This window comes from Kitasatospora purpeofusca, from assembly GCF_000718025.1.
GTDB classification, from domain to species: domain Bacteria; phylum Actinomycetota; class Actinomycetes; order Streptomycetales; family Streptomycetaceae; genus Kitasatospora; species Kitasatospora purpeofusca.
In genome coordinates this window covers 249,021-270,619 of record NZ_JODS01000004.1, presented here as the reverse complement: position 1 = coordinate 270,619, position 21,599 = coordinate 249,021, and the positions used below count along the sequence as shown (strand labels likewise).

The window sequence follows — 21,599 nt, the reverse complement described above, 5'->3', positions numbered from 1 at the left end:
GCCGTCAGTCGTCCTCCCGGGCCTCCTTGCTGGCGAGCAGCCGGCGCAGCGAGTAGAGCCGGGCCTGGTCGGCGTGGCCGTCGGCGACCCAGGCGTCCAGCGCGCAGTCCGGCTCGTCGTGGCTGCACGCGCGCGGGCATTCGGCGGTGCCGGGCTCCAGGTCGGGGAAGGCCAGGATGACCCGGGACGGGTCGATGTGGGAGAGCCCGAAGGAGCGGAAGCCGGGGGTGTCGATCACCCAGCCGGTGTCCAGCGCCTTCTTCGAACCGGGCTTGGCCCCGGGCGGCGGCGGCAGCCGCAGCGCGAGCGCCGACACGGTGGTGTGCCGGCCCCGGCCGGTGACGGCGTTGACGTGGCCGGTGACCCGCTGCCGCTCCGGGACGAGCGCGTTGACCAGGGTGGTCTTGCCGACGCCGGAGTGGCCGATGAACACCGTGCTCAGCCCGCGCAGGTGCGCCCGGACGGCCTCGGCGCCGGCGCCCTCCAGTTCGTCCCTGCGGGTGACCACGTACTCGATGCCGAGCGGGGCGTAGGACTCCAGCAGCGGTTCGGCCGGGGCCAGGTCGGCCTTGGTCAGGACGAGCAGCGGCTCCATGCCGGCGTCGTAGGCGGCGACCAGGCAGCGGTCGATCAGCCGGGGCCGGGGCTCCGGGTCGGCCAGCGCGGTGACGATGGCGAGCTGGTCGGCGTTGGCGACGACGATCCGCTCGTACGGGTCGTCGTCGTCCGCGGTGCGTCGCAGCACCGAGGTGCGCTCCTCGACCCGGACGATCCGGGCCAGGGTGTCGGGCTCCCCGGAGAGGTCGCCGACCAGGGAGACGATGTCCCCGACGACCACGCCCTTGCGGCCCAGCTCACGGGCCTTCATGGCGAGTACCTGGCGCTCCTGCTTGGTGCCCGGGTCGACCAGGCAGGTGATCCGGCCCCGGTCGACGGTGAGCACCATCGCCTCGTCGGCGTCCTCGTGCTTGGGCCGGATCCTGGTCCGCGGCCGGGAGCCCCGGCGGGCGGGGCGGTTGCGGATGTCGTCCTCGTCGGCGTCCTTGCCGTAGCGGCGCATGTGCCCAGTCCCCGCTCAGCCGCCCGCCACCGGTCCGGTGAGCAGCTCGTCCCACATGGCGGTGAAGTCCGGCAGGGTCTTGGCGGTGGTGGCCACGTTCTCGACCTGGACGCCGGGCACGGCGAGGCCGACCACGGCGGCGGCGGTCGCCAGCCGGTGGTCCTCGTAGGTGTGGAAGACGCCGCCGGTCAGCTTGCGCGGGCGGATCCGCAGGCCGTCCTCGGTCTCGCTGACGTCGCCGCCGAGGCCGTTGATCTCCTTGGCGAGCGCCGCGAGCCGGTCGGTCTCGTGCAGCCGCAGGTGGGCGATGCCGTAGAGGTGGGACTCGGAGTCGGCGAGGGCGGCGACGGCGGCGATCACCGGGGTGAGCTCGCCGACGTCGTGCAGGTCGGCCTCGATGCCGTGGATCCGGTCGCCGCCGGTGAAGCGCAGGCCCTCGTCGGTGAACTCGCAGCTGCCGCCCATCCGGGTGTACAGCTCGCGCAGCTGGTCGCCGGGCTGGGTGGTGTGCCGGGGCCAGTCGCGGACGGTGACCCGGCCGCCGGTGACCAGGGCGGCGGCGAAGAACGGCGCGGCGTTGGAGAGGTCGGGCTCGACCACCAGGTCGCGGCCGAGCAGGGCGCCGGGGGTGACCCGCCAGACGTCCTTCTCGCCGCCGTCCTCGGGGGCGTCGACCTGGACGCCGGCCAGGCGCAGCATGTCGACGGTCATCCGGATGTGCGGCAGCGAGGGCACGGGGCCGCCGACGTGCCGGACCTCGACGCCGTTGTTGTAGCGGGCGCCGGAGAGCAGCAGGGCGGAGACGAACTGGGAGGAGGCGGAGGCGTCGAGCTGGACGGTGCCGCCGTCGAGGGCGCCGGTGCCGTGCACGGTGAGCGGGAAGCTGCCGCGGCCGCCGTCCTCGATCCGGGCGCCGAGCGCGCGCAGGGCGTCGATCACGCCGTGCTGGGGGCGCTCGTGGCTGCGCGGGTCGCCGTCGAAGTGGACCGGGCCGTCGGCGAGGACGGCCAGCGGGGGCAGGAAGCGCATGACCGTGCCGGCGTTGCCCACGTCGACCGAGGCGGGGCCGCGCAGCACGGGGGCGGGGATGACCCGCCAGGCCTCGCCGCCGCCGGTGCCGCCGGTGTCGTTGTTGACCTGCTCCTCGATGGTGACGCCGAGGGCGCGCAGGCCGTCGGCCATCAGCTGGGAGTCGCGGCTGCGCAGCGGGCGGCGCACCCAGCCCGGTCCGTCGGCGAGCGCGGCCAGCACCAGGGCCCGGTTGGTGACCGACTTGGAGCCGGGGATGGTGACGGTGGCGTCCACGGGGGTGGTCGCGACGGGGGCGGGCCACAGGGTCTCGGTCATGCCGCCAGTCTAGGGGCCGTGGTGGGGCTCGCCCGTTCGCCTCCGATGCGCGGACCGGGGCGGACGGGGCGGACCCGGGGCGGACCGGGGCGGTCGGCGCGCGGCGGCCGGACCGGGGGCTCAGAGCGGGCGCAGCAGCCAGTCGGCGCCGAGCGCGAGGCAGGCGAGGGCGGTGACGAGGAAGAGCGTGACCCAGGCGAGGCCGGGGACGCCGGTGAGCCGGGCCAGCTGGTCGGCGTCGGAGTCGTCGGCCCGGCCCTGCCGGCGCTGGCGCTGGAGTTCGAGGACCGGGCGGACGGCGCCGAACAGCAGGAACCAGGTGCCCAGGTAGGCGAAGCCGGCCTGGACCTCGGTCGAGCCGAACCAGCTGACCAGGAAGAACGCGCCGCCGGTGAGCAGCACGCTGAGGAAGCCGAAGGCGTTGCGGATCCGCACCAGCAGGGCCAGCAGCAGGGCGACGGCCAGCCACAGCAGCAGGGTGATCCGGTCGGCGGCGAGCAGCGCGGCGCAGCCGAGGCCGAGCAGGGCGGGGGTGAGGTAGCCGGCCGCGGCGGTGAGGACCATGCCGGGACCGGTGGGGCGGCCCCAGGACAGGGTGAGGCCGGAGGTGTCGGAGTGCAGCCGGATGCCGGCCAGTTTGCGTCTGGTGGCGAGGGCGGCGAGGCCGTGGCCGCCCTCGTGGGCGATGGTGACGGCGTTGCGGGCGATCCGCCACAGCGGGCGGAAGAGCACGGTGAGCAGCGCGGCGGCGCCGGCGGCGAGGACGAGCCAGCCGGGCGGGTCGGGCTGGGTGCCGGTGACGGCGGTCCACAGCTCGTCGAGGGTCCTGGCGTCCATGGGTCTCCTCCGCCTCGGTTCGGCCGCTCCTTCGGTACGGCAGCCTGTCATGGAGGGGACGGCGGTCCCGGGGCGGGTGGTTCTGGCGGGCGGCCGGGGCCGTGGCAAGCTGACGGCATGTGTGGTCGCTTCGCCGCGAGTAACAGGCCCGAGGACATCGTCGAGCTGTTCGGCGTGCAGCAGTGGGATCCGGCCGAGACGCTGGATCCGAGCTGGAACGTCGCCCCCACCCAGAGCGCCCTGGTGGTGCTGGAACGGCTCCCGAAGGGGGCGGCGCGGCCGGTGCGGCAGCTGCGGGCGCTGCGCTGGGGGCTGGTGCCGCAGTGGGCGAAGTCGCCGGAGTCGGCGGTGAAGATGATCAACGCCCGTTCGGACACGGTGCACGAGAAGCCCTCCTACCGGCAGGCGTTCGCGTCCCGCCGGTGCATCCTGCCGGTGGACGGTTATTACGAGTGGCAGACGGTGCCCGCGGAGCGGGGCCGGCCGAAGAAGAAGCCGTTCTTCGTGTCCCGGGCGGACGGCGCGCCGCTGGCGCTGGCGGGGCTGTACGAGTTCTGGCGCAATCGCACGGTGCCCTCGGACCACCCGGAGGGCTGGCTGGTGACGTTCACCGTGGTGACGACGGAGGCGGAGGAGCTGCTGGCGCCGATCCACGAGCGGATGCCGCTGTTCCTGGACCCGGGGTCGTTCGACGCCTGGCTGGACCCGGGGCTGGACGACGGGGAGGCACCGGAGCTGCGGCGGCTGCTGATACCCCCGCCGCCGGGCGCGCTGCTGGCGACGCCGGTGTCGCCGGACGTCGGCAGCATCCGCAACAACCACGCCGGGCTCACCGAGCCCCATACCGAGGTCGAGTACGAGACCACCCTGTTCTGATCCCGCGCGCACCCCCCTTTTCGTGCGCGCCGCCGCCGAGCCGAGAGGACCGCAGTCGCCGTGACCGCCGACACCGCCCCCGTCACCCGGGAGCTCGTGCCCACGCCCGCCGGGGACGCCCGGATCACCCTGCACCCGGCGGCCGCGCCGCGGGCGGTGCTGGCGCTGGGCCACGGCGCCGGCGGCGGCATCGAGGCGCGGGACCTGGCGGCGCTGGCCGCCGCACTGCCGGCCCGGGGGGTCTCGGTGGCCCTGGTGGAGCAGCCGTGGCGGGTGGCGGGGAAGAAGGTGGCGCCCGCGCCGCGCACCCTGGACACCGGGTGGACGCCGGTGGCCGAGCGGCTGGCGGCGGCCGGCCCGCCGCTGGTGGTGGGCGGCCGCAGCGCGGGCGCCCGGGTGGCCTGCCGGACCGGGGCGGAGACCGGGGCGGCGGGGGTGGTGGCGCTGGCGTTCCCGCTGCACCCGCCGGGCAAGCCGGAGCGCAGCCGGGCGGAGGAACTGCTCGGCACGGGGCTGCCGACGCTGGTGGTGCAGGGTGCGGCGGACCCGTTCGGCGGTCCGGCCGAGTTCCCGGAGCTGCCGGCCTCGCACGAGCTGGTGGCGCTGGAGTACGGCAACCACGGCTTCGAGGTGCCGAAGCGGGCGCCGGTGGGGCAGGAGGAGCTGCTGGAGCTGATCGTCGCCGCGGTGGGGGACTGGGTGCTGCGGCTGGGGTGAGACGGACCCTGCGGGTCGGGCCGGGCCGGTGCGGGCCGTTGCGGGCCGGTGCGGGCCGGTGCGGACGGGCGGTGCGCGCGGCGTGCGGCGGGCCGCGCGGAGGTGGCGCGGATCCGCCCGTGGGGGCCGGGAATGCGGGCGGGGCCGGCGTGGTTGACGCCCTTGTCAGCATGAGTCCCGGTGGAAGGCAGGGCAGATGGGTTCGATCGCGTGCCCCGAGCGGCTTGAGCAGCACGAGGCCGAGTCGGCGTTCGTGCCCTCCTGGTCGGACTGGATCGCCGCGGGCGAGAAGCCCGTCGGCCCGATATCCTCGCTTTCGGGGCGGCCCGCCGTGGGCCGTGTCCGTCATGCCGAGGAGGTGGGTCCGGTCGTCGGGACCGAGCACGAGGCCGAGCCGGGCCGGGGCCCGGACGAGAGCCTGCCCGCGGGCGAGGCGCTCACCGGTGAGGAGCTGGCCGAGGCGATCGGTGAGGACACCTTCCGGGTGTCGGCCGAGGAGACCGAGGAGGCCCGGCGGGAGCGCTTCGAGCGCGACGCCCTGGGCTACCTGGACCCGATGTACTCGGCGGCGCTGCGGATGACCCGCAACCCGGCCGATGCGGAGGACCTCCTCCAGGAGGCGTTCGCGAAGGCATACGCGTCCTTCCACCAGTTCCGCGAGGGCACCAACCTCAAGGCCTGGCTGTACCGCATCCTCACCAACACGTTCATCAACTCGTACCGCAAGAAGCAGCGGGAGCCCCAGCGCACCGCCGCCGAGGAGATCGAGGACTGGCAGCTGGCCCGGGCCGAGTCGCACATGTCGACCGGTCTGCGCTCGGCGGAGACCCAGGCCCTGGACCACCTTCCGGACAGTGATGTGAAGGACGCCCTCCAGGCCATTCCGGAGGAGTTCCGCATCGCCGTCTATCTCGCGGACGTCGAGGGCTTTGCGTACAAGGAGATCGCGGACATCATGGGTACTCCCATCGGTACGGTGATGTCCCGACTGCACCGCGGCCGCCGTCAGTTGCGCGGCATGCTGGAGGATTACGCCCGTGAGCGCGGGCTGGTCCCGGCCGGTAGCGGGGCAGGGCAGGAAGCGAAGGGCTCGGGTTCATGAGCTGCGGCGATCCGCACGACACCGAGTGTGGCGAGGTCCTCGACCACCTCTACGAATTCCTCGACAACGAGATGGCCGAGGGCGACTGCGACAAGCTGCGCGTGCACTTCGAGGAGTGCTCGCCCTGCCTGAAGCAGTACGGGCTGGAGCAGGCGATCAAGGCGCTGATCAAGCGTTCCTGCGGCTGCGACGACACCCCGGCCGATCTGCGCGGCAAGGTGCTGGCCAGGATCGATTCGATCCGGGCCGGGCAGCGGACGGGAGAGGCGCTGGTGGTCTCGGTCGAGACGACGATCGAGGTGCACGCCGAAGCGGCGGCCCAACCGGTCGCGCAGCCGGTCGCCGAACCGGACCGCGCCGCACAGGCGGCGGCCGGCGGCTAGCGCGCGGCACGGCGTACCTCTCGTACGGCGTACATCTCGCACGGCGAACGGCGTACATCGGGACGGCCCCGGGAGCATCCGCTCCCGGGGCCGCTCCGTGTCCGCGCCCCTTCCACTCGGATGCGCCGTCACTCGTTCGAGTGAGTTGGTGGTGTGCCAGCAGCGGCATTGCGCGATCATGCGTCCCCGTGCCGGAGCGGCGGCCTATCCTCCTGACGGACGCTCACCGTCGCCCGTCCGCCGCCCCCGGCGTGCGACCGGCCGACGGGCCAGAACGGCGCGGGCCAGGACGCGGGGAGGTCGGGATCGCCAGCGACAGCGTGGACACGGACCTGCCGCGGGGCGCCGCGGGCTACCTCGTGGCGGTCCCGGTGGCGGCGCTCTGCTGCCTGCTGCCGCTGCTGCCGCTCCCCGCCCCACTGGCCGGGCCGCACTGGCTGGGCGACCCGGTGGACTGGCCGAAGGTCGGACTGCTGGCCTTCCTGCACGGCTGCTGGGAGTCGCTCGCCCAGGGGCTGCCCAGCCCCTGCCTGCGACTGGTCCGGCTGCTGCTGCGCCGCCCGCGGCCGCACGGCCGCCCGCCGGCCCGGCCCGATGTCAACTCCTTCTTCCCGGTGCTGTTCGCCGGGGTGCTGATGCTGCCGCCGGCCGCCGCCGCGCTGGTCGCGGCCCCGGCCGCGCTGCTCGGCGCCGCCGAACCGACCTGCCGCCGCCGCCAGGTGTGGAACGGCTCCCAGCTCGCGCTGTCGGCCTTCGCGGCCTCGGTGGTGTTCCACCGGCTGGCCGGCCCGCAGCTGCTGCTCGGTTCCCGGTTCCCCGCCGCGCTGCTGCCCGGGTGCGCCGCGCTCGCCGCGTTCTGCCTGGTCAACGGGGTGCTGGTGGGCGCCATGCGGCTGCTGGCCGACGGCCCCCGGCGCCCCTCGGCGCACCGTCCGCCGGCGCACCGCCGCGCGGCCGCCGTGCCCGGCCTGCCGGTGCTGGTGCACGCGGCCGGCGGGCTGATGGTGGCCGTGCTGTGGCAGGGGCCGTACGGCGCGTTCGCGGCGCTGCTGGCCCTGCTGCCGCTGTCCATCTCGGCGTGGGTGTTCGCCCAGGGGCACCGGGAGCGCGACGCCCACCAGGCCACCGTCCAGGCGCTGGTCCAGGCGGTGGAGATCAAGGACGCCTACACCCGGGGCCACAGCGAACGGGTCGGCCGGGCCTCGGTGCTGATCGCCGGTCAGCTCGGCATGGAGGCCGAGCGGCTGCGCACCCTGCGGTACGCGGGCGTCCTGCACGACGTCGGCAAGCTCGGCGTCGCCACCGAACTGCTGCGCAGAAACGGTCCCCTCACCGAGGCCGAACGGCGGGCGGTCGAGGTGCACCCGGTGCACGGCTACGAGCTGGTGCGCGGGATCGCCTTCCTCGGCGAGGCGCACGCGGGGATCCTGCACCACCACGAGCGGATGGACGGGCGCGGCTACCCGAGCGGGCTGGCGGGGGAGCAGATCCCCGAGTTCGCCCGGATCATCTCGGTCGCCGACGCCTTCGACTCGATGACCTCCACCCGCTCCTACCGGCGCGGCCGGCCGGTCACCGAGGCCGTCGCCGAGCTGGAGCGCTGCTCCGGCAGCCAGTTCGACCCGGTGATGGTGCGGGCGCTGGTCGACGCGCTGGCCGTGCACGACTGGCAGCCGGTGCTGCCGCCGCCCGAGACGATCAGGGCGGTGCCGGACATCCCGCTGGGCGTGCCCGAGCCGGTCCGGGCCGCGCCGCGCGGAGTGCCCGCCCAGGGCGGCGGCTCCGTGCCGACGGCCGGGCCGTCGTGAGCGCGCGGCGGGGCGCGGGTCCGACGGCGGGCGCCGGGCGCGGCGGGGAGCCCGAGGGGTGCGCCGGGGTGGTGTGCGCGGTGCACGGCGCGGCGCTCGCCCTGCTGGCCGCGTCCCTCGGCGCGGTCGCGGTGCGGGGGCTGTCCGCGCCCGGGGTGGCGCTGGCGTTCATACTGCTGATCGCGCTCGGCGAGTGCGTCCGGATCACCCTTCCGGGCGATCGTGAGCAGGCGCCGATCGGGGCGGCGGGGGCGCTGGCGTACGCGCTGCTCGGTCCGCTGCGCGGGCTGCCGACCGGGCACGGGGTGCTCCAGGTGGTGGCGGTGACCGGCGCGGGCCTGCTGCTGGCGCTGCTGCCCGGGGCGCTGGCGCCGGCGCTGGGGCCCTGGCACGGGGTCCGCCGGCGGGCGCGGGCGCCCTGGCGGGAGCGGGCCCGCCGGGACGGCGCGGCGCGGCGGCTGCTCGGGGCGGCGTTCGCGGCCGCCGTGTTCCAGCCGCTCTACAACAGCGGGGTGGTGGACCGGTTCTCCGCCGACGGCCCGGCGTACGGGGCGTTCCTGACCGCGGTGGCCGCGCTGGCCGCGCTGTGCGACGCGGTGCTGGCGGCGGTGCTGCGGCGGGCCCGCAGCGGGCTGCGGTTCCCGGCCGGGCTGGAGGACGAGCTGCGCTCGCTGTTCGGGATCGGCTCGGCGATCGCGGCCACCGGGATGCTGGTCAGTCTGGCCGCCGGGGAGGTGGGCCTGTGGGCGCTGCCGCTGTTCTGCGCGCCGCTGCTACTGGCGCAGGTGTCGTTCCGGCGGGCGGCGGCGGTCCGGGCCACCACCGGGCAGACCATCGCCAGTCTGGCCAAGGCCACCGAGGTGGCGGGCTACACGCCGCCGGGGCACGCCCGCCGGGTGGCCGACACGGCCTGCGCGGTCGGCCGGGAGCTGGGCCTGGGCACCCGGGAGCTGGCCCTGCTGGAGTACGCGGCGCTGATGCACGACGTCGGGCAGCTGTCGCTGGTGGAGCCGGTGCCGGGCGGGGCGACGGCGCTGCTGCCGGACGAGGAGCAGCAGCGGATCGCCCGGCTGGGCAGTGAGGTGATCCGGCGCACCGGGGTGCCCCGGCAGGTGGCCGAACAGGTCGCCCGGCTGGCCGATCCGCACCCCGGGCCGGAGGGCGGCGGGCGGGCGGTGCCCCTGGCGGCGCGGATCATCCGGGTGGCGAACGCGCACGACGACCTGCTGACGGCGGCCCGGGGGCGCGGGCTGGGGGAGGCGGTCGGCCGGCTGGAGGTGCTGGAGGCGCTGCGGCTGGGGCGGGGGCGGCTGTACGACCCCCGGGTGGTGGACGCGCTGGTCCGGGTCCGCGGCTGAGGGCCGGGGCGGTCGGCGGCACGGGGCGGCGGGCCCGTCCCGCGTCCTGTCGCGAGGGGCGCCGCGAGGGGCGCCGCGGGGGGCGCTCGCGGGCGTCCGCGGGCGCTCGCCGGGCGGTGGCGCGGCGCGCGCGGGGCGGACCCGGGGCGGGCGGGGGCCGGCCCCGGACCGGTCCGGCCCGGGGTTGAGGAGCCGGGGCGGGGCGGGCAGGCTGGGGTGGGGGCCGGTTACGGGCAACCTCGGCGGTGGGGAGCGCGGGCGGCGGCCGTCGTGGTTGGATGCGGTCGTAGCGTGGAACACCGACCCGGGGCGCCGGGCCCGTGCCGCGGGAGCGGGCACGGGAGCGGACAAGGGACTTGAGCGGACGACGACGGCAGGGACGAACGTGAGGATCTTCCACCGGGCACGGCACCGGCCGTCCGCCACCTGGCGGCAGACGACCGATCGGGCATTCACGCTGATCGGCGACGGACGCTACGAGGACGCCGGCGCGCTGCTGGTGATGGCGGCCGACCTGGAACCGTGGCTGTCGGACTCGTGGTTCAACCTGGCGCTGCTGCACAAGTTCCGCCGCGACTGGGAGCAGTCCCGGGCAGCCGGGCTGCGGGCGGTGGCGCTGCTGGACCGCGAGCAGGGGGCACCGGACTGGTGGAACCTCGGCATCACCGCGACCGCGCTGCAGGACTGGCCGCTGGCCCGCCGCGCCTGGCAGGCGTACGGGCTGCGGCTGCCGGGCGGCCCGAACGCGCACGGCGACGGCCCGGTCAGCCTGGACCTGGGCACCACCCCGGTGCGGCTCTCCCCGGAGGGCGAGTCCGAGGTGGTGTGGGGCCGGCGGCTGGACCCGGCCCGGATCGAGGTGCTGTCGATCCCGCTGCCGTCCTCCGGCAGACGCTGGGGCGAGGTGGTGCTGCACGACGGCGCCCCGCACGGCGAGCGGGTCACCGACGGGGTGGCGTACCCGGTGTTCGACGAGATCGAGCTGTGGGCGCCGTCGCCGGTGCCGACCTACGTGGTGCTGCTCCAGGCGGCGACCGAGGCGGACCGGGACGCGCTGGAGCGGCTGGTCGCGGACGCCGGCTACGCGGCGGAGGACTGGACGTCCTCGGTGCGGCTGCTCTGCCGGGCCTGTTCGGAGAGCCGGATGGCCACGGACGACGGGCACACCGCCCACCACGACCCGCACGACGACGGGGACGCCGCGCACCCGGGCCACCTCAGCCATCTGAGCCCGGGCGCGGGCGGGATGTCCTGGCTGGCCGAACGCGAGTGCGGGATCGCCGCGCCCGCGCACCTGGTGCGGACCCTGCTGGACCGCTGGGCGGCGGCCGCCCCCGGGACCCGGGCGTACCGGGATCTCGAAGAAGTCTGCTGAGTACCCTGGTGAGGTACGCGTAGACCTATGGAAGCGGAAGACATGGCCGAGCAGCACGACCACGAGCACGAGCACGACGTGGAGGGGGCGGCGCCCGAGGCGCCCGTGAAGGTGGTCGGAACGGAGCCGGACCTGACCAAGGGCACCGCGCGTCCGATCACGGTCTTCGGCAACCCCGTGCTGCACCGCGAGGTGAAGGACGTGACCGTCTTCGACGGCGAGCTGTCCGCACTGATCGACGACATGTTCCAGTCGATGTACGCGGCGGAGGGCGTGGGCCTGGCCGCCAACCAGATCGGCGTCGACCTGAAGGTCTTCGTCTACGACTGCCCGGACGACGAGGGCGTGCGCCACATCGGTCACATGATCAACCCGGTGCTGGAGGAGTTCCCGAAGGACCGCCAGCGGATCCTGGACGACGGCAACGAGGGCTGCCTGTCGGTGCCGACCGCCTACGCCGAGCTGCCGCGCCCCGAGTACGCCGCGGTGACCGGCCAGGACAAGGACGGCAACCCGCTCCGGGTCGAGGGCACCGGCTTCTTCGCCCGCTGCCTCCAGCACGAGACCGACCACCTGTACGGCTTCCTCTACATCGACAAGCTGTCGAAGCGGGACCGCAAGGACGCGCTGAAGCAGATGGGCGAGGGCACCCCGCGCTACGCGACCGTCCCGAACAACTGACGCCCGTAAGGGAACGGCGGAGGGCCGGGGAGCGGAAGCTCCCCGGCCCTTCGTGTGTCCGGACCCCGGTGTCCCGGGGCGGCCCGGCCGCGGTCTAGAAGTCGTCGTCGAAGGCGACCGAGCCCTCGACCGCGACCTGGTACGCCGAGACGCGGCGCTCGAAGAAGTTGGTCAGCTCCTGGACGTTCTGGAGCTCCATGAACCCGAACGGGTTGGTCGAGCCGTACCGGATCGGCATGCCGAGGCGGGCGAGCCGCTGGTCGGCCACGGCCTGGAGGTACTCGCGCATCGACGCGGTGTTCATGCCGGGCAGGCCGTCGCCGCACAGGTCCTGGGCGAACTGGAGCTCGGCCTCGACGGCCTCCTCCAGCATCTCCGTCACCTGCTGGGCCATCTTCTCGTCGAAGAGGTCGGGCTCCTCCTCGCGCACGGTGTCGACCACCGACATCGCGAAGTCCATGTGCATGGACTCGTCGCGGAACACCCAGTTCGTCCCCGTCGCCAGGCCGTGCAGCAGGCCGCGCGAGCGGAACCAGTACACGTACGCGAAGGCGCCGTAGAAGAACAGCCCCTCGACGCAGGCCGCGAAGCAGATCAGGTTCAGCAGGAACGCCCGCCGGTCGTCCTTGGTCTGCAGCGAGTCGATGTGGTCGACCGCGTTCATGTACTTGAAGCAGAACTGGGCCTTCTGGTGGATGGAGGGGATGTTCTCCACCGCGGCGAAGGCCGCGTTGCGGTCCTCCGGGTCCGGAAGGTAGGTGTCCAGCAGCGTCAGGTAGAACTGGACGTGCACGGCCTCCTCGAACAGCTGACGGCTCAGGTACAGCCGCGCCTCCGGGGAGTTGATGTGCTTGTACAGGCTCAGCACCACGTTGTTGGAGACGATCGAGTCACCGGTCGCGAAGAACGCGACCAGCCGGCCGATCATGTGCCGCTCGCCCTCACTCAGCTTCGCCAGGTCGGCGACGTCCGAGTGCAGGTCCACCTCCTCCACCGTCCAGGTGTTCTTGATGGCGTCGCGGTACCGGTCGTAGAACGACGGGTAGCGCATCGGGCGCAGCGTCAGCTCGAAACCGGGGTCGAGCAGCATCTTCTCGCGGTCGGGGGTGCTCACTGGCAGGCCTCGCAGGACTCGGGGTTCTCCAGGGAGCAGGCCAGCGCGGCCTCCTCCTCCGGGGTGAGGGTCGGGGCGCCCACGGTGACGGTCTGGGTCGGCACCGGCGCGGCGGTACGGGCGGCGCCCGAGGCGGCCTGGGCGATCCGGGTGGCCGGGCGCGAACGCAGGTAGTAGGTGGTCTTCAGGCCGACCTTCCACGCGTAGGCGTACATCGAGCTGAGCTTGCCGATGGTCGGCGCGGCCATGAACAGGTTCAGCGACTGGCTCTGGTCGATGTACGGCATCCGGGCGGCGGCCAGGTCGATCAGCGCGCGCTGCGGCAGCTCCCAGGCGGTGCGGTACAGCGAGCGGACCTGCTCGGGCAGCCAGCCGAGCTCCTGCACGGAGCCGTTGGCGTCGCGCAGCGCGTCCCGGGTCTGCTGGTCCCAGACGCCGAGCTCCTTGAGCTCGCGCACCAGGTACGGGTTGACCTGGAGGAACTCGCCGGAGAGGGTCTCGCGCTTGAACAGGTTGGACACCTGCGGCTCGATGCACTCGTAGACGCCGGCGATCGAGGCGATCGTCGCGGTCGGCGCGATGGCCAGCAGCAGCGAGTTGCGCAGGCCGGTCGAGGCGATCCGGGTGCGCAGCGCCTCCCAGCGGTCGGCCCACTCGGGCGCGGCGGTCGGGAAGTGGTCGATGTGCAGCTCGCCGCGGGCGGCGCGGGTCTCCTCGTACGCCTCGTGCCGGCCCAGCTGCTCGGCCAGGTCGGCGGAGCGCTCGTAGGCGGTGAGCATGATGCGCTCGGCGATCAGCGTGGAGAGCGCCTTGGCCTCGGCGGAGTCGAAGTCGATCCGCAGCTGGAAGAAGACGTCCTGCAGGCCCATCACGCCGAGGCCGACCGGGCGCCAGCGGGAGTTGGAGGCGCCGGCCTCGGGGGTCGGGTAGAAGTTGATGTCCACCACGCGGTCGAGGAAGGTGACGGCGGTGCGCACGGTGGCGTCCAGCCGGTCCCAGTCCATCGCGTTCAGCAGGTCGGCGGCGGTGGCGCCGGCGGCGACGTGGGCGCCGAGGTTGACCGAGCCGAGGTTGCAGACCGCGGTCTCGGAGTCGTCGGTGACCTCCAGGATCTCGGTGCAGAGGTTGGAGCTGTGCACCGTGCGGCCGGGCAGCGCGGTCTGGTTGGCGGCGCGGTTGGAGGCGTCCTTGAAGGTCATCCAGCCGTTGCCGGTCTGCGCCAGGGTGCGCATCATCCGGGCGTAGAGGGTCTGCGCGGGGATGGTGCGGACGGCCTTGCCGGCCAGCTCGGCCTTCAGGTACGCCTCGTCGAACTCGGCGCCCCACAGGTCGACCAGCTCGGGGACGTCGGCGGGGGAGAACAGCGACCAGTCGGCGTTGGCGTTGACCCGGCGCATGAACTCGTCCGGGATCCAGTGCGCCAGGTTCAGGTTGTGGGTGCGGCGCGCCTCCTCACCGGTGTTGTCGCGCAGCTCGAGGAACTCCTCGATGTCCGCGTGCCAGGTCTCCAGGTAGACGCAGGCCGCGCCCTTGCGGCGGCCGCCCTGGTTGACGGCGGCGACCGAGGAGTCGAGGGTGCGCAGGAACGGCACGATGCCGTTGGACTTGCCGTTGGTGCCGCGGATCAGCGAGCCGCGGGAGCGGATCCGGGAGTAGGACAGGCCGATGCCGCCGGCGTGCTTGGACAGCCGGGCGATCTGCGCGTAGCGGGAGTAGATCGAGTCCAGGTTGTCCAGCGGCGAGTCCAGCAGGTAGCAGCTGGACATCTGCGGGTGCCGGGTGCCGGAGTTGAAGAGGGTCGGCGAGGAGGTCAGGTACTCCAGCCGGCTCATCAGGCGGTACAGCTCGGCCACCTCGCGCACCGACTGCTCGGTGTCGCCGACCGCCAGGCCACAGGCGACACGGAGCAGGAAGTGCTGCGGGGTCTCGACGACCTTGCGGGTGATCGGGTGGCGCAGCAGGTAGCGGCTCTGGACGGTGCGCAGGCCGAAGTACTCGAAGCGGTCGTCGCCCTTGGGGTCGATCAGCGCGTCCAGGGTGGCGGTGTGCTTGGCGACGAAGGCGGCGGTGGTGTCACCGATCAGGCCCTCGGCGTGGCCGACGGCGATCGAGGTGGAGAACGAGACCACGCCCTGGGTCGCCGCCTCGTCGACGATCTCCAGCGCGAGCAGTCGCGCCGCGAGCTTCGAGTACTGCGGGTCCTCGGCGATCATCGACGCGGAGGCGTCGACGGCCAGGCCGCGCAGCTCGGCGAAGTCCGAGCCGGCGTGGCGGCCGCGGAGCGCGGCGGCGGCGACATGACCGGGGTCCACCTGGGGAAGGTCGGCGCTGCGGTCGGTGAGAAGGCGCAGGAGCGCACCGCCCGGGTCGGCGACCGTCGGGTCGACGGGGACGGAGCTGGAACCCTGGGCGGGCAGGACGACTGAGGCAGCGGTGGTCAAGGCGCTTCTCTCCTGGCGGCGGTCGACGGCGGTGGATCGGGGGCCGGGCCGTTCGGGGCAGGGGAGTACGCCGCGCGAGCCCGTGGGCGTCGCGCGCGATTCGTCCCCGGCCCGCCCGCGAGGCCCGGAAATGGTGCTGGTGCGCATGGCCTCTGCGGGGAGGCGCCGGCACGCTGTCGGCAGGTACTCGGACTCGCGGGCCCCCTCGGGAGTAGGCCGCACACCGCTGCGGGGCAGTCCCGGATTCACACCGGGTTCCCCTGCTTCGACAGCAGGAGTGAGCATACATCTAGTGGCGCTCGTCCGACGAAGCACCACATGTAGTGTCGCGGCGCTGCGTGTCGCGGGTCGGGTGCGATAGGCTGCGGGGGCTTTCGGCGCCCCTCAGACCGGCCTGTGCCACTCCTGGGCGGGCTTGGCGGCGCACAGCCGCATCCGTACCTGGGAGCCGTTCCCGGTGCCCGTGGGGCCGGTCGCGGGGTTCTCCAGACACTTCCCGGAGTCCTCGTTGAGCAGCTGCCCGCCGTCGGTGGCGCGCCACCGCTGGTCGGGCCGGCGGGTGCAGCCGGTGAGGACCGGGAACCCGATGTCGGGGTCCTCCAGACAGCGTCCGGCCTGGCCGACCGAGCCGTCCTCGCCCATGGTCCAGCTCTGCGCCGGGGAGCCGTCGCAGGTGGCGGCGCCGACCGCGGCCGGGTCGCCGGCCACCCGGCTGTCCAGGCAGTAGCCGGGTACCGCGGAGGTGATCGCGCCGCTGGGACGGCCCGCGGCGACCTCGAACGAGAACGTGTCGGTGCCGAGGCCCGCGCCGCCCTCCCAGATCTCGAAGCCGGCCTGGACGGCGCACAGGTACGAGCCGGCCGGGACGTAGCCGCGCTGGACCGCGTCGCGGGTGAAGGCGCGCAGGTCGAGGTCGGTGACGACGTTGGTGGCGGAGGCCGCCTCGTAGGTGATCAGGGTGTGGCTGCTCTTCTTCGGCGCCTCGTACACCCGGTAGGCCTGGCCGCCGCTGCGCAGCTCGCCGGACTGCTTGCCGAACGGCGAGGTGCCGTTGCCGCGCAGCCAGATCATCACCTCGGCGCTCTCGGTGAACGAGCAGCTGCCCCGGGTGGTGCTGTACCAGAGGTCGTAGGAGGCGTTCCAGACGCCGCCGTCCACCTGGGTGGTGCGCCAGGTGCTGGTGGCGTACCGCAGGTTGTCGACGGCGATGGGCAGCGGGCTGACGCCGTCGCCGCCGAGCGGGGTGCTGATGTGGGGGTAGGCGCCGGGGCCGCGGGCCGGGTCGGTGAGGTTGCCGCGGGCGACCGCGCTGCGGGTGACGCTGAAGGCGGCGCTGTCGTTGCCGCCGTGCACGCACAGGCCGCCGGTGGCGTTCCACTCGTTGGGGTTGATGACGTAGCGCCCGGAGTCCACCGGCTGCGAGGGGTAGCGGTTCTGCGCGGTGGAGCACAGCTCGCCCGGCTCGGCCGAGGACAGCGGCGGCGGGGGAGGCGGCGGGGCGACGGCGGCGGTCGAGGGGGCGCTCTCGCGCGGGATCAGCACGGCGCACAGGCAGAGCACCAGCAGGGCGGTGGGCGCGAGCCACCACCAGGCGCGCGGCCGGGGACGCCCGGGGCCGGGCAGGAACGGGCGGAGCATGCTCTTCGCCTCCCAACGGGGTACTGGTGTTCGGTGTGCGGGTCGGCCGGTGTCCCGGCGGCCTCCTGCGGGCGGACGGGCCCGCGGCCGGTCGGGGCTATCCGGCGTCGGCCGACGGGGAGCTCCGGGGCTTGGTGGTGGCCGGCTTCCGGGTCGGGACGCCCGTCCCGGACGGCTTGGTGCCGCTGCCGCCGGTCGGCCTGGCGCTCGGCGGGGGAGTCGCCGGGGTCGACGGCGGGGGCGTGGTGGCGGGCGGCACGGTGGGCGGCGCCGGCGGCGGCACGGTGAGCAGCGGCTGCGAGCGGACGGTCCACTGCCCGGCGTAGCGGGGCGCGGAGACCCCGGCGGCGTAGGCCGCGGCGGACGCGGCGGACGCGGTGACCCGCCAGTCGACCTCCTTGACGGCCTCGTACCAGATCAGGCCGATGATGTCCGGGTGCCGGGGCAGCTGCTCGAACATCTCGGTGATCCAGCGGGCCTTCTGGCCGGAGCTGTCGGTGGCGGCGGTCTCGGTGATCACCACGGGCTTCTGGCTGAAGGTCCGCAGCTTCTTCAGCGTCGGCTCGAAGATCTGCTCGAAGGAGGCGTACTTCTCCAGGCCGACGGTGCCGTAGTAGCCGGACAGTCCGATCCAGTCGACGTAGTCGTCACCGGGGTAGAGCGAGTCCAGCGGGGTGGCGTTCTCGTAGTCGATGTTCGGGCTCCACACCCAGACCACCTTGTCGGCGCCGGCCTGCCGGAAGAGGTCGTGGACGTGCTTCCAGGCCTGCACGTACTGGCCGCGGCGGTTGCCGTTGGCCTGCTCGGCCCACGGGTACCAGTAGCCGTTCATCTCGTGCGCGAAGCGCAGGGCGATCGGGTAGCCGAGGTTCTTGACGCCCTCCGCCCACTGCTTGATGTAGGGGTCGAACTCGCCGCCGACGATGCGGCTCAGCGCGTAGTCGGGCTGTTCGCCGCGGAGCTTGTCGACCTTGGACTCCTTGTGGAAGTCCCAGGGCTCCCAGGCGACCATCGGCATGATGCCGCGCTCGGCCACGGTGTCGAAGACCCGGCGGTCGAACCGCTTGTCCCACCAGCCGACCGAGAACTCCAGCACGTTCGGGTTGTGCTTCACGGCGGTGGCGAACTCCTCGACCGGGTCGAGGTCGTAGGGGCCGGCCTTGGTCATGAGGCCCATGAAGGCGCCGCCGGGGGCCGGGAAGGGGGCCGCGGCCGGGGCCGGTTCGGCAGGGGCCGGGGCGGGGCTGCCCGCGTCCTCGCCGCCGGTCGGGGCGGGGGTGGGGGCGGGCGTGGCGACGGGGGTGTCGGTGGGCGTCGCGGCGCCGGTGGTGGCGGCGGCGGTCGGGGCCGGCGCGGCCAGTGCGGCGACCAGCCAGTCCGGCATCGCGGTCGGCGCCTTGCCGGAGAAGGCGTACGGCTCGGGCGCGTGGCGGGCGTTGTACTTCGGCGCCAGCACGAAGGCGTAGCTGGCCAGCAGCGTGAGCGCGAGCAGGCCGACGATCCGGGGCACGGTGATCCGCAGCATCAGCGACCGCCCTTCCGGCCGCCGCCGGCCGGGGCCGGCTCCAGCAGCTCCGCGAGTTCCCGCTCGGGGCCCGTCCCGGGGCCTCCCGCGGCTGTTCCGTCCTCGTCGGGTCCGACCGGTTCGGCCTCGTCCTCCGCCTCGTCGACGGCACGGTCGTCGGCCTCGACGGCGTCGACGGCCTCGGCGGCACGGCGCGGGGCGGGCAGTCCGGCGGCGGCCCGGCGCTCGGCCCGGGCGATCCGGCGCGCGCTGACGAAGGAGATGACCGGCGGCGCGATGCCGGTGAACATGCTGAGGCCGGCCCAGAACCGCAGCAGCCAGATGCCGTGGTGCAGGGTGAAGCTCGCGGCGAGCAGCCCGGCCGCGACGGCGGCCCACACCAGGTGCAGCCGGAAGGTCGACAGCCGCTCGGCGCTGCGCAGGTCGCCCTTGGCGGTCACCGCGTAGGCCAGCGGGCGGCGCAGCAGCGCGGCGATCGCGGCCGCGAGGTACACCGGTCCGGCGAACAGGGCCAGGCCCATGCCGGCCATGCCGATCTCGCGCCGCTCGTGGGCGGCCAGGTTGAAGCGCCGCAGCCAGAGCCAGAGCAGGAACCAACTGCCCATGCTGGCGCCCCAGAGCGAGCTCCAGAGCACGGTGTCGAGCTGGATCGAGGTGATCCCGCAGGCCAGGTAGACGGCGGTGGCGAGGCTGCCCAGGACGGTGGTCACGGCCACGCTGGGGTAGTAGAACTGGACCAGCCCGTACAGCACCCGCTGGCGCGTCCGCAGCCGGATGCCCTTGCGCAGCCGGGTCTTGAGCAGGATCTCCCAGATGCCGAACGCCCAGCGCTTCTGCTGGTTGAAGTAGTCGGTCCAGGAGGTCGGGCCCTCGCCCACGGCCAGCACGTCGGGGGTGTAGACGCCCTTCCAGCGGCGTCCGGTGGCCGGGTTCTCGGTGGCCTGCACCCGCATGCTGGTCAGGTGGTCCTCGATGATCGAGTCCTGGTAGCCGCCGATCTGCTGCCAGGCGGCGGGCCGGTAGAGGTGGTTGGTGCCGATCAGCAGCGGGGCGTCCATGCCGTTGCCGCCGCGCTCTACCAGGCCGGAGAAGAGGTACTGCTGCACGGAGGCGCCGTGCGCGACCCAGTTGTCGTACATGTTGCCGTACACCTGGGGGGCGACCACGAAGGCGGTGTCGGGGTCGCGGAAGTAGCCGAGGGTGCGTTCCAGGAAGCACGGCAGGGGGACGTGGTCCGGGTCCATCTGGGCCACCACGTCGTACTTGTGCTCGTGCTCGGCCCGCCAGGAGTTGTGGTTGCCGGACTTGGTCCTCGCCCGGAACTCGCCCTCCGCCCGGTTGTACTCGGGGCGGCCCTTGCGGCTGAAGTGGTGCACGCCGAGGCGGGCGGCCATCGCCTTCACCCGGTCGTCGTCGCCCTCGTCGAGGATCCAGACGTCGACCTCGCCGTCGTACTCGATCTCCAGCATGGCCGCGAGGGTCTGCTCGACGATCTCGATCGGCTCCTTGGACGGCACGATGGTGGTGAGCACCGCGACCTTGAGGCCGGACGGGGCGGTCACGGGTATCGGGTCCTTGGCGCGGAAGGCGAACACCCAGACCGCGAGGTTCTGGACGAGCCGCACCAGTTCGACGGTGACCACGGCGCAGAAGCAGATCCGGGCGACATTGATCCGCCAGTCCGGGGACCAGCCGACGCCCGGCCCGGGTATGTGCGAGGGCAGCAGCAGCCAGCCGACGAACACCAGGCCGGCCACCGCGTTCAGGGCGACCAGCAGGGTCAGTACGACCTTGACGCCGAGTGAGGAGACGGCGCGGTAGCGGACGGTGTCGACGCCCTCGCCGTCCTGCAGCGGGCCGGTGGCCTCCGCGCAGGCCAGGTAGTTGCGCCGCGCCGAGGCGTTGCGGGACTGGCTGCGGGTCGCGCGCCGCTCGTGCGGGGCCTCGGGGAGGAGCCTGCTGTGGCGTCCTCGTCCGCGCCGGCCGCCGGTGTGCGTCGTCCGTTCGTCGGTGGAGTCCACCAGTCCAATCCCCCGTTGTGGGCCGTCCCGTGAGCGGGCGGCTGCGGTCGTACTCGTCCTGGCCGGTGCGTGCGTGGTGCCCGCCGTGTGGGCGGCGGGTCCGGTGGTCCCGCCGTATGGGCGACGGGTCCGGTGGCCGCTAGTGAGCATAAGGGCACCCCCCGGTGACGGGTCACCGGGGGGCGGGGAGATCCTGCGGACTCGATTCGTCCGGATGTATTCGAATCAGGGAGTGATCTTCACAGAGTTGGCTATCTGGTCCATCAGCGTCAGGGCCGGTGCCTCGGGGGCCTGGTCGAGGCAGATCTGCAGCACCGGCACGGTGGTGGCGCCGGCCGTCGGGGTCACCTCGAGGACGCCGCAGTAGGCGTCGGGGGTCGAGGAGCCGCTGGACATCGGGACGTGCCAGAGCGCCAGGTAGCCGTCCATGCCCTGGATCTTGACGGCGGACTGCTTCAGCGGCTCGGGCGGCGTGGGCGCGTCGGAGCCGAAGCGGGTGTTGTAGAGCAGCTGGCCCATGCCGAGGACCATGGACTTCGGATCGGCCCAGCCGCCGTTGAAGACCCGGAGGTTCTGGACCACCAGACCGCGGGTGCAGGCGCCGCTGCCGTGGCCGACGCAGGCGTACGGGGAGACCGCGTAGCGCACGTCGGTGGGGTTCTTGGCGTCGCTCTGGACCTGCCAGTCGGCCGGCAGCAGGAAGTTCATCTTCGACTCCTGGCCGGTCACCTGCTTCCCGCCGGGGAACTGCTGACTGCCGGTCAGGGTGGCGCCCATGAAGCCGTTGGGGCTCTTGGGGTCGGCGGTGGAGGTCGGGCTCGCGCTGCCGCCGGCCTGCGGGGTGGTGGGCTTGTCGGCGGTCCGGTGGCCGACGACGTAGCCGGCGCCGGCCATGACCACGGAGAGCAGCACGGCGCCGACGCCGAGCAGCAGCTTGCGGCGGCCGGTGTTGGGCTCGACGGTCTCGAACACGACGGAGGTCGGCGTGAACGGCTGCGGCGCGGCCGGGGTGGCCGCGGGCGTGACCACCGTGGGCGTCGCGGAGACCGAGGGGGCGGGGCCGAACGCGCCCGGGGCGCCCTGCCCGGCGGCGCCGCCGGTCCCCGAGCTCACCGTCGCGGCGTCGGCCGCGGACTTCGGCCGGGTGCGGCCGCTCCACGCGGAACCGTCCCACCAGCGTTCCGTATTGGGCTGGCCGGAAGGATCGTCGTACCAGCCAGCCGGCGTGTTCCCCGTCGTCATGCGGCGGATCCTAGCAGCGCCCAAATCCGATCGTCATACCCATCGGCGGATCGCAACCCTGGCCTCGCAAGTCG

17 protein-coding genes and 1 riboswitch are annotated in these 21,599 nt (G+C 73.9%); of the genes, 8 read left to right on the top strand and 9 right to left on the bottom strand.

What is annotated here, in order from left to right:
- Positions 1-4: 4 nt before the first annotated feature.
- The 3 genes from rsgA to IF01_RS0109635 all read right to left on the bottom strand — a co-directional run bounded on the left by rsgA (position 5) and on the right by IF01_RS0109635 (position 3,244).
- Complete coding sequence (rsgA, locus tag IF01_RS0109645) at positions 5-1,060, bottom strand: ribosome small subunit-dependent GTPase A (RefSeq protein WP_030392896.1); 1,056 nt, start codon at positions 1,058-1,060, stop codon at positions 5-7.
- A gap of 15 nt (positions 1,061-1,075) precedes the next feature.
- Positions 1,076-2,407, bottom strand: coding sequence for a 3-phosphoshikimate 1-carboxyvinyltransferase (gene aroA / locus IF01_RS0109640; protein ID WP_030392895.1), 1,332 nt, complete (start codon positions 2,405-2,407; stop codon positions 1,076-1,078).
- 120 nt (positions 2,408-2,527) lie between these two features.
- Positions 2,528-3,244 (bottom strand): M50 family metallopeptidase, encoded by a 717-nt coding sequence (locus IF01_RS0109635; RefSeq protein WP_030392894.1) that lies wholly within the window; start codon positions 3,242-3,244, stop codon positions 2,528-2,530.
- 117 nt (positions 3,245-3,361) lie between these two features.
- Between IF01_RS0109635 and IF01_RS0109630 the strand changes: the two genes are divergently transcribed.
- The 8 genes from IF01_RS0109630 to def all read left to right on the top strand — a co-directional run bounded on the left by IF01_RS0109630 (position 3,362) and on the right by def (position 11,544).
- Positions 3,362-4,120 carry an SOS response-associated peptidase gene (locus IF01_RS0109630; RefSeq protein ID WP_030392893.1) on the top strand — a complete coding sequence of 253 codons (759 nt, stop codon included), beginning with the start codon at positions 3,362-3,364 and terminating at the stop codon, positions 4,118-4,120.
- A gap of 60 nt (positions 4,121-4,180) precedes the next feature.
- Positions 4,181-4,837 (top strand): alpha/beta hydrolase family protein, encoded by a 657-nt coding sequence (locus IF01_RS0109625; RefSeq protein ID WP_030392892.1) that lies wholly within the window; start codon positions 4,181-4,183, stop codon positions 4,835-4,837.
- 358 nt (positions 4,838-5,195) lie between these two features.
- Positions 5,196-5,939, top strand: coding sequence for a sigma-70 family RNA polymerase sigma factor (locus IF01_RS0109620; RefSeq protein WP_369826154.1), 744 nt, complete (start codon positions 5,196-5,198; stop codon positions 5,937-5,939).
- Positions 5,936-6,322, top strand: coding sequence for a mycothiol system anti-sigma-R factor (gene rsrA / locus IF01_RS0109615; protein ID WP_063764177.1), 387 nt, complete (start codon positions 5,936-5,938; stop codon positions 6,320-6,322). The genes IF01_RS0109620 and rsrA overlap by 4 nt, the downstream gene beginning before the upstream one ends.
- Before the next feature lie 320 nt (positions 6,323-6,642).
- Positions 6,643-8,130, top strand: a complete 1,488-nt coding sequence (locus IF01_RS0109610) for an HD-GYP domain-containing protein (protein WP_030392889.1) — start codon at positions 6,643-6,645, stop codon at positions 8,128-8,130.
- Positions 8,131-8,210: 80 nt separating this feature from the next.
- Positions 8,211-9,488: an HD-GYP domain-containing protein gene (locus IF01_RS0109605; RefSeq protein ID WP_078879837.1), complete on the top strand. Its 1,278-nt coding sequence runs from the start codon at positions 8,211-8,213 to the stop codon at positions 9,486-9,488.
- 385 nt (positions 9,489-9,873) lie between these two features.
- The gene (locus IF01_RS0109600; protein ID WP_030392887.1) at positions 9,874-10,863 is read left to right on the top strand and encodes a tetratricopeptide repeat protein; all 990 of its coding nucleotides are present in this window, start codon (positions 9,874-9,876) and stop codon (positions 10,861-10,863) included.
- 42 nt (positions 10,864-10,905) lie between these two features.
- Complete coding sequence (gene def, locus IF01_RS0109595) at positions 10,906-11,544, top strand: peptide deformylase (protein WP_030392886.1); 639 nt, start codon at positions 10,906-10,908, stop codon at positions 11,542-11,544.
- A 94-nt stretch (positions 11,545-11,638) separates the two neighbouring features.
- Here def and IF01_RS0109590 read toward each other — a convergent pair whose 3' ends face one another.
- The 6 genes from IF01_RS0109590 to IF01_RS0109565 all read right to left on the bottom strand — a co-directional run bounded on the left by IF01_RS0109590 (position 11,639) and on the right by IF01_RS0109565 (position 21,525).
- Entirely contained in the window at positions 11,639-12,634 is a 996-nt protein-coding gene (locus IF01_RS0109590) for a ribonucleotide-diphosphate reductase subunit beta (RefSeq protein WP_051755077.1), read from the bottom strand.
- A gap of 20 nt (positions 12,635-12,654) precedes the next feature.
- A complete protein-coding gene (locus IF01_RS0109585) occupies positions 12,655-15,075 on the bottom strand; it encodes a ribonucleoside-diphosphate reductase subunit alpha (protein WP_051741383.1) in 2,421 nt (806 codons plus the stop codon).
- A 185-nt stretch (positions 15,076-15,260) separates the two neighbouring features.
- Positions 15,261-15,422: riboswitch (cobalamin riboswitch) on the bottom strand.
- Positions 15,423-15,483: 61 nt separating this feature from the next.
- Complete coding sequence (locus IF01_RS0109580) at positions 15,484-16,737, bottom strand: GH12 family glycosyl hydrolase domain-containing protein (RefSeq protein WP_030392883.1); 1,254 nt, start codon at positions 16,735-16,737, stop codon at positions 15,484-15,486.
- A gap of 97 nt (positions 16,738-16,834) precedes the next feature.
- The gene (locus IF01_RS0109575) at positions 16,835-18,262 is read right to left on the bottom strand and encodes a glycoside hydrolase family 26 protein (protein ID WP_051755051.1); all 1,428 of its coding nucleotides are present in this window, start codon (positions 18,260-18,262) and stop codon (positions 16,835-16,837) included.
- Complete coding sequence (locus IF01_RS0109570; protein ID WP_051755049.1) at positions 18,262-20,283, bottom strand: glycosyltransferase family 2 protein; 2,022 nt, start codon at positions 20,281-20,283, stop codon at positions 18,262-18,264. The genes IF01_RS0109575 and IF01_RS0109570 overlap by 1 nt, the downstream gene beginning before the upstream one ends.
- A 225-nt stretch (positions 20,284-20,508) precedes the next feature.
- On the bottom strand, positions 20,509-21,525 hold the full coding sequence (locus IF01_RS0109565; protein ID WP_030392880.1) for a DUF2510 domain-containing protein: 1,017 nt from the start codon (positions 21,523-21,525) through the stop codon (positions 20,509-20,511).
- Positions 21,526-21,599: the final 74 nt, after the last annotated feature.

Coding starts and splice junctions, on each gene's coding strand:
- IF01_RS0109580 (WP_030392883.1), bottom strand. CDS start 16,737: ATGCTCCGCCCGTTCCTGCCCGGCCCCGGGCGTCCCCGGCCGCGCGCC.
- IF01_RS0109575 (WP_051755051.1), bottom strand. CDS start 18,262: ATGCTGCGGATCACCGTGCCCCGGATCGTCGGCCTGCTCGCGCTCACG.
- aroA (WP_030392895.1), bottom strand. CDS start 2,407: ATGACCGAGACCCTGTGGCCCGCCCCCGTCGCGACCACCCCCGTGGAC.
- rsrA (WP_063764177.1), top strand. CDS start 5,936: ATGAGCTGCGGCGATCCGCACGACACCGAGTGTGGCGAGGTCCTCGAC.
- IF01_RS0109635 (WP_030392894.1), bottom strand. CDS start 3,244: ATGGACGCCAGGACCCTCGACGAGCTGTGGACCGCCGTCACCGGCACC.
- def (WP_030392886.1), top strand. CDS start 10,906: ATGGCCGAGCAGCACGACCACGAGCACGAGCACGACGTGGAGGGGGCG.
- rsgA (WP_030392896.1), bottom strand. CDS start 1,060: ATGCGCCGCTACGGCAAGGACGCCGACGAGGACGACATCCGCAACCGC.
- IF01_RS0109565 (WP_030392880.1), bottom strand. CDS start 21,525: ATGACGACGGGGAACACGCCGGCTGGCTGGTACGACGATCCTTCCGGC.
- IF01_RS0109630 (WP_030392893.1), top strand. CDS start 3,362: ATGTGTGGTCGCTTCGCCGCGAGTAACAGGCCCGAGGACATCGTCGAG.
- IF01_RS0109590 (WP_051755077.1), bottom strand. CDS start 12,634: ATGCTGCTCGACCCCGGTTTCGAGCTGACGCTGCGCCCGATGCGCTAC.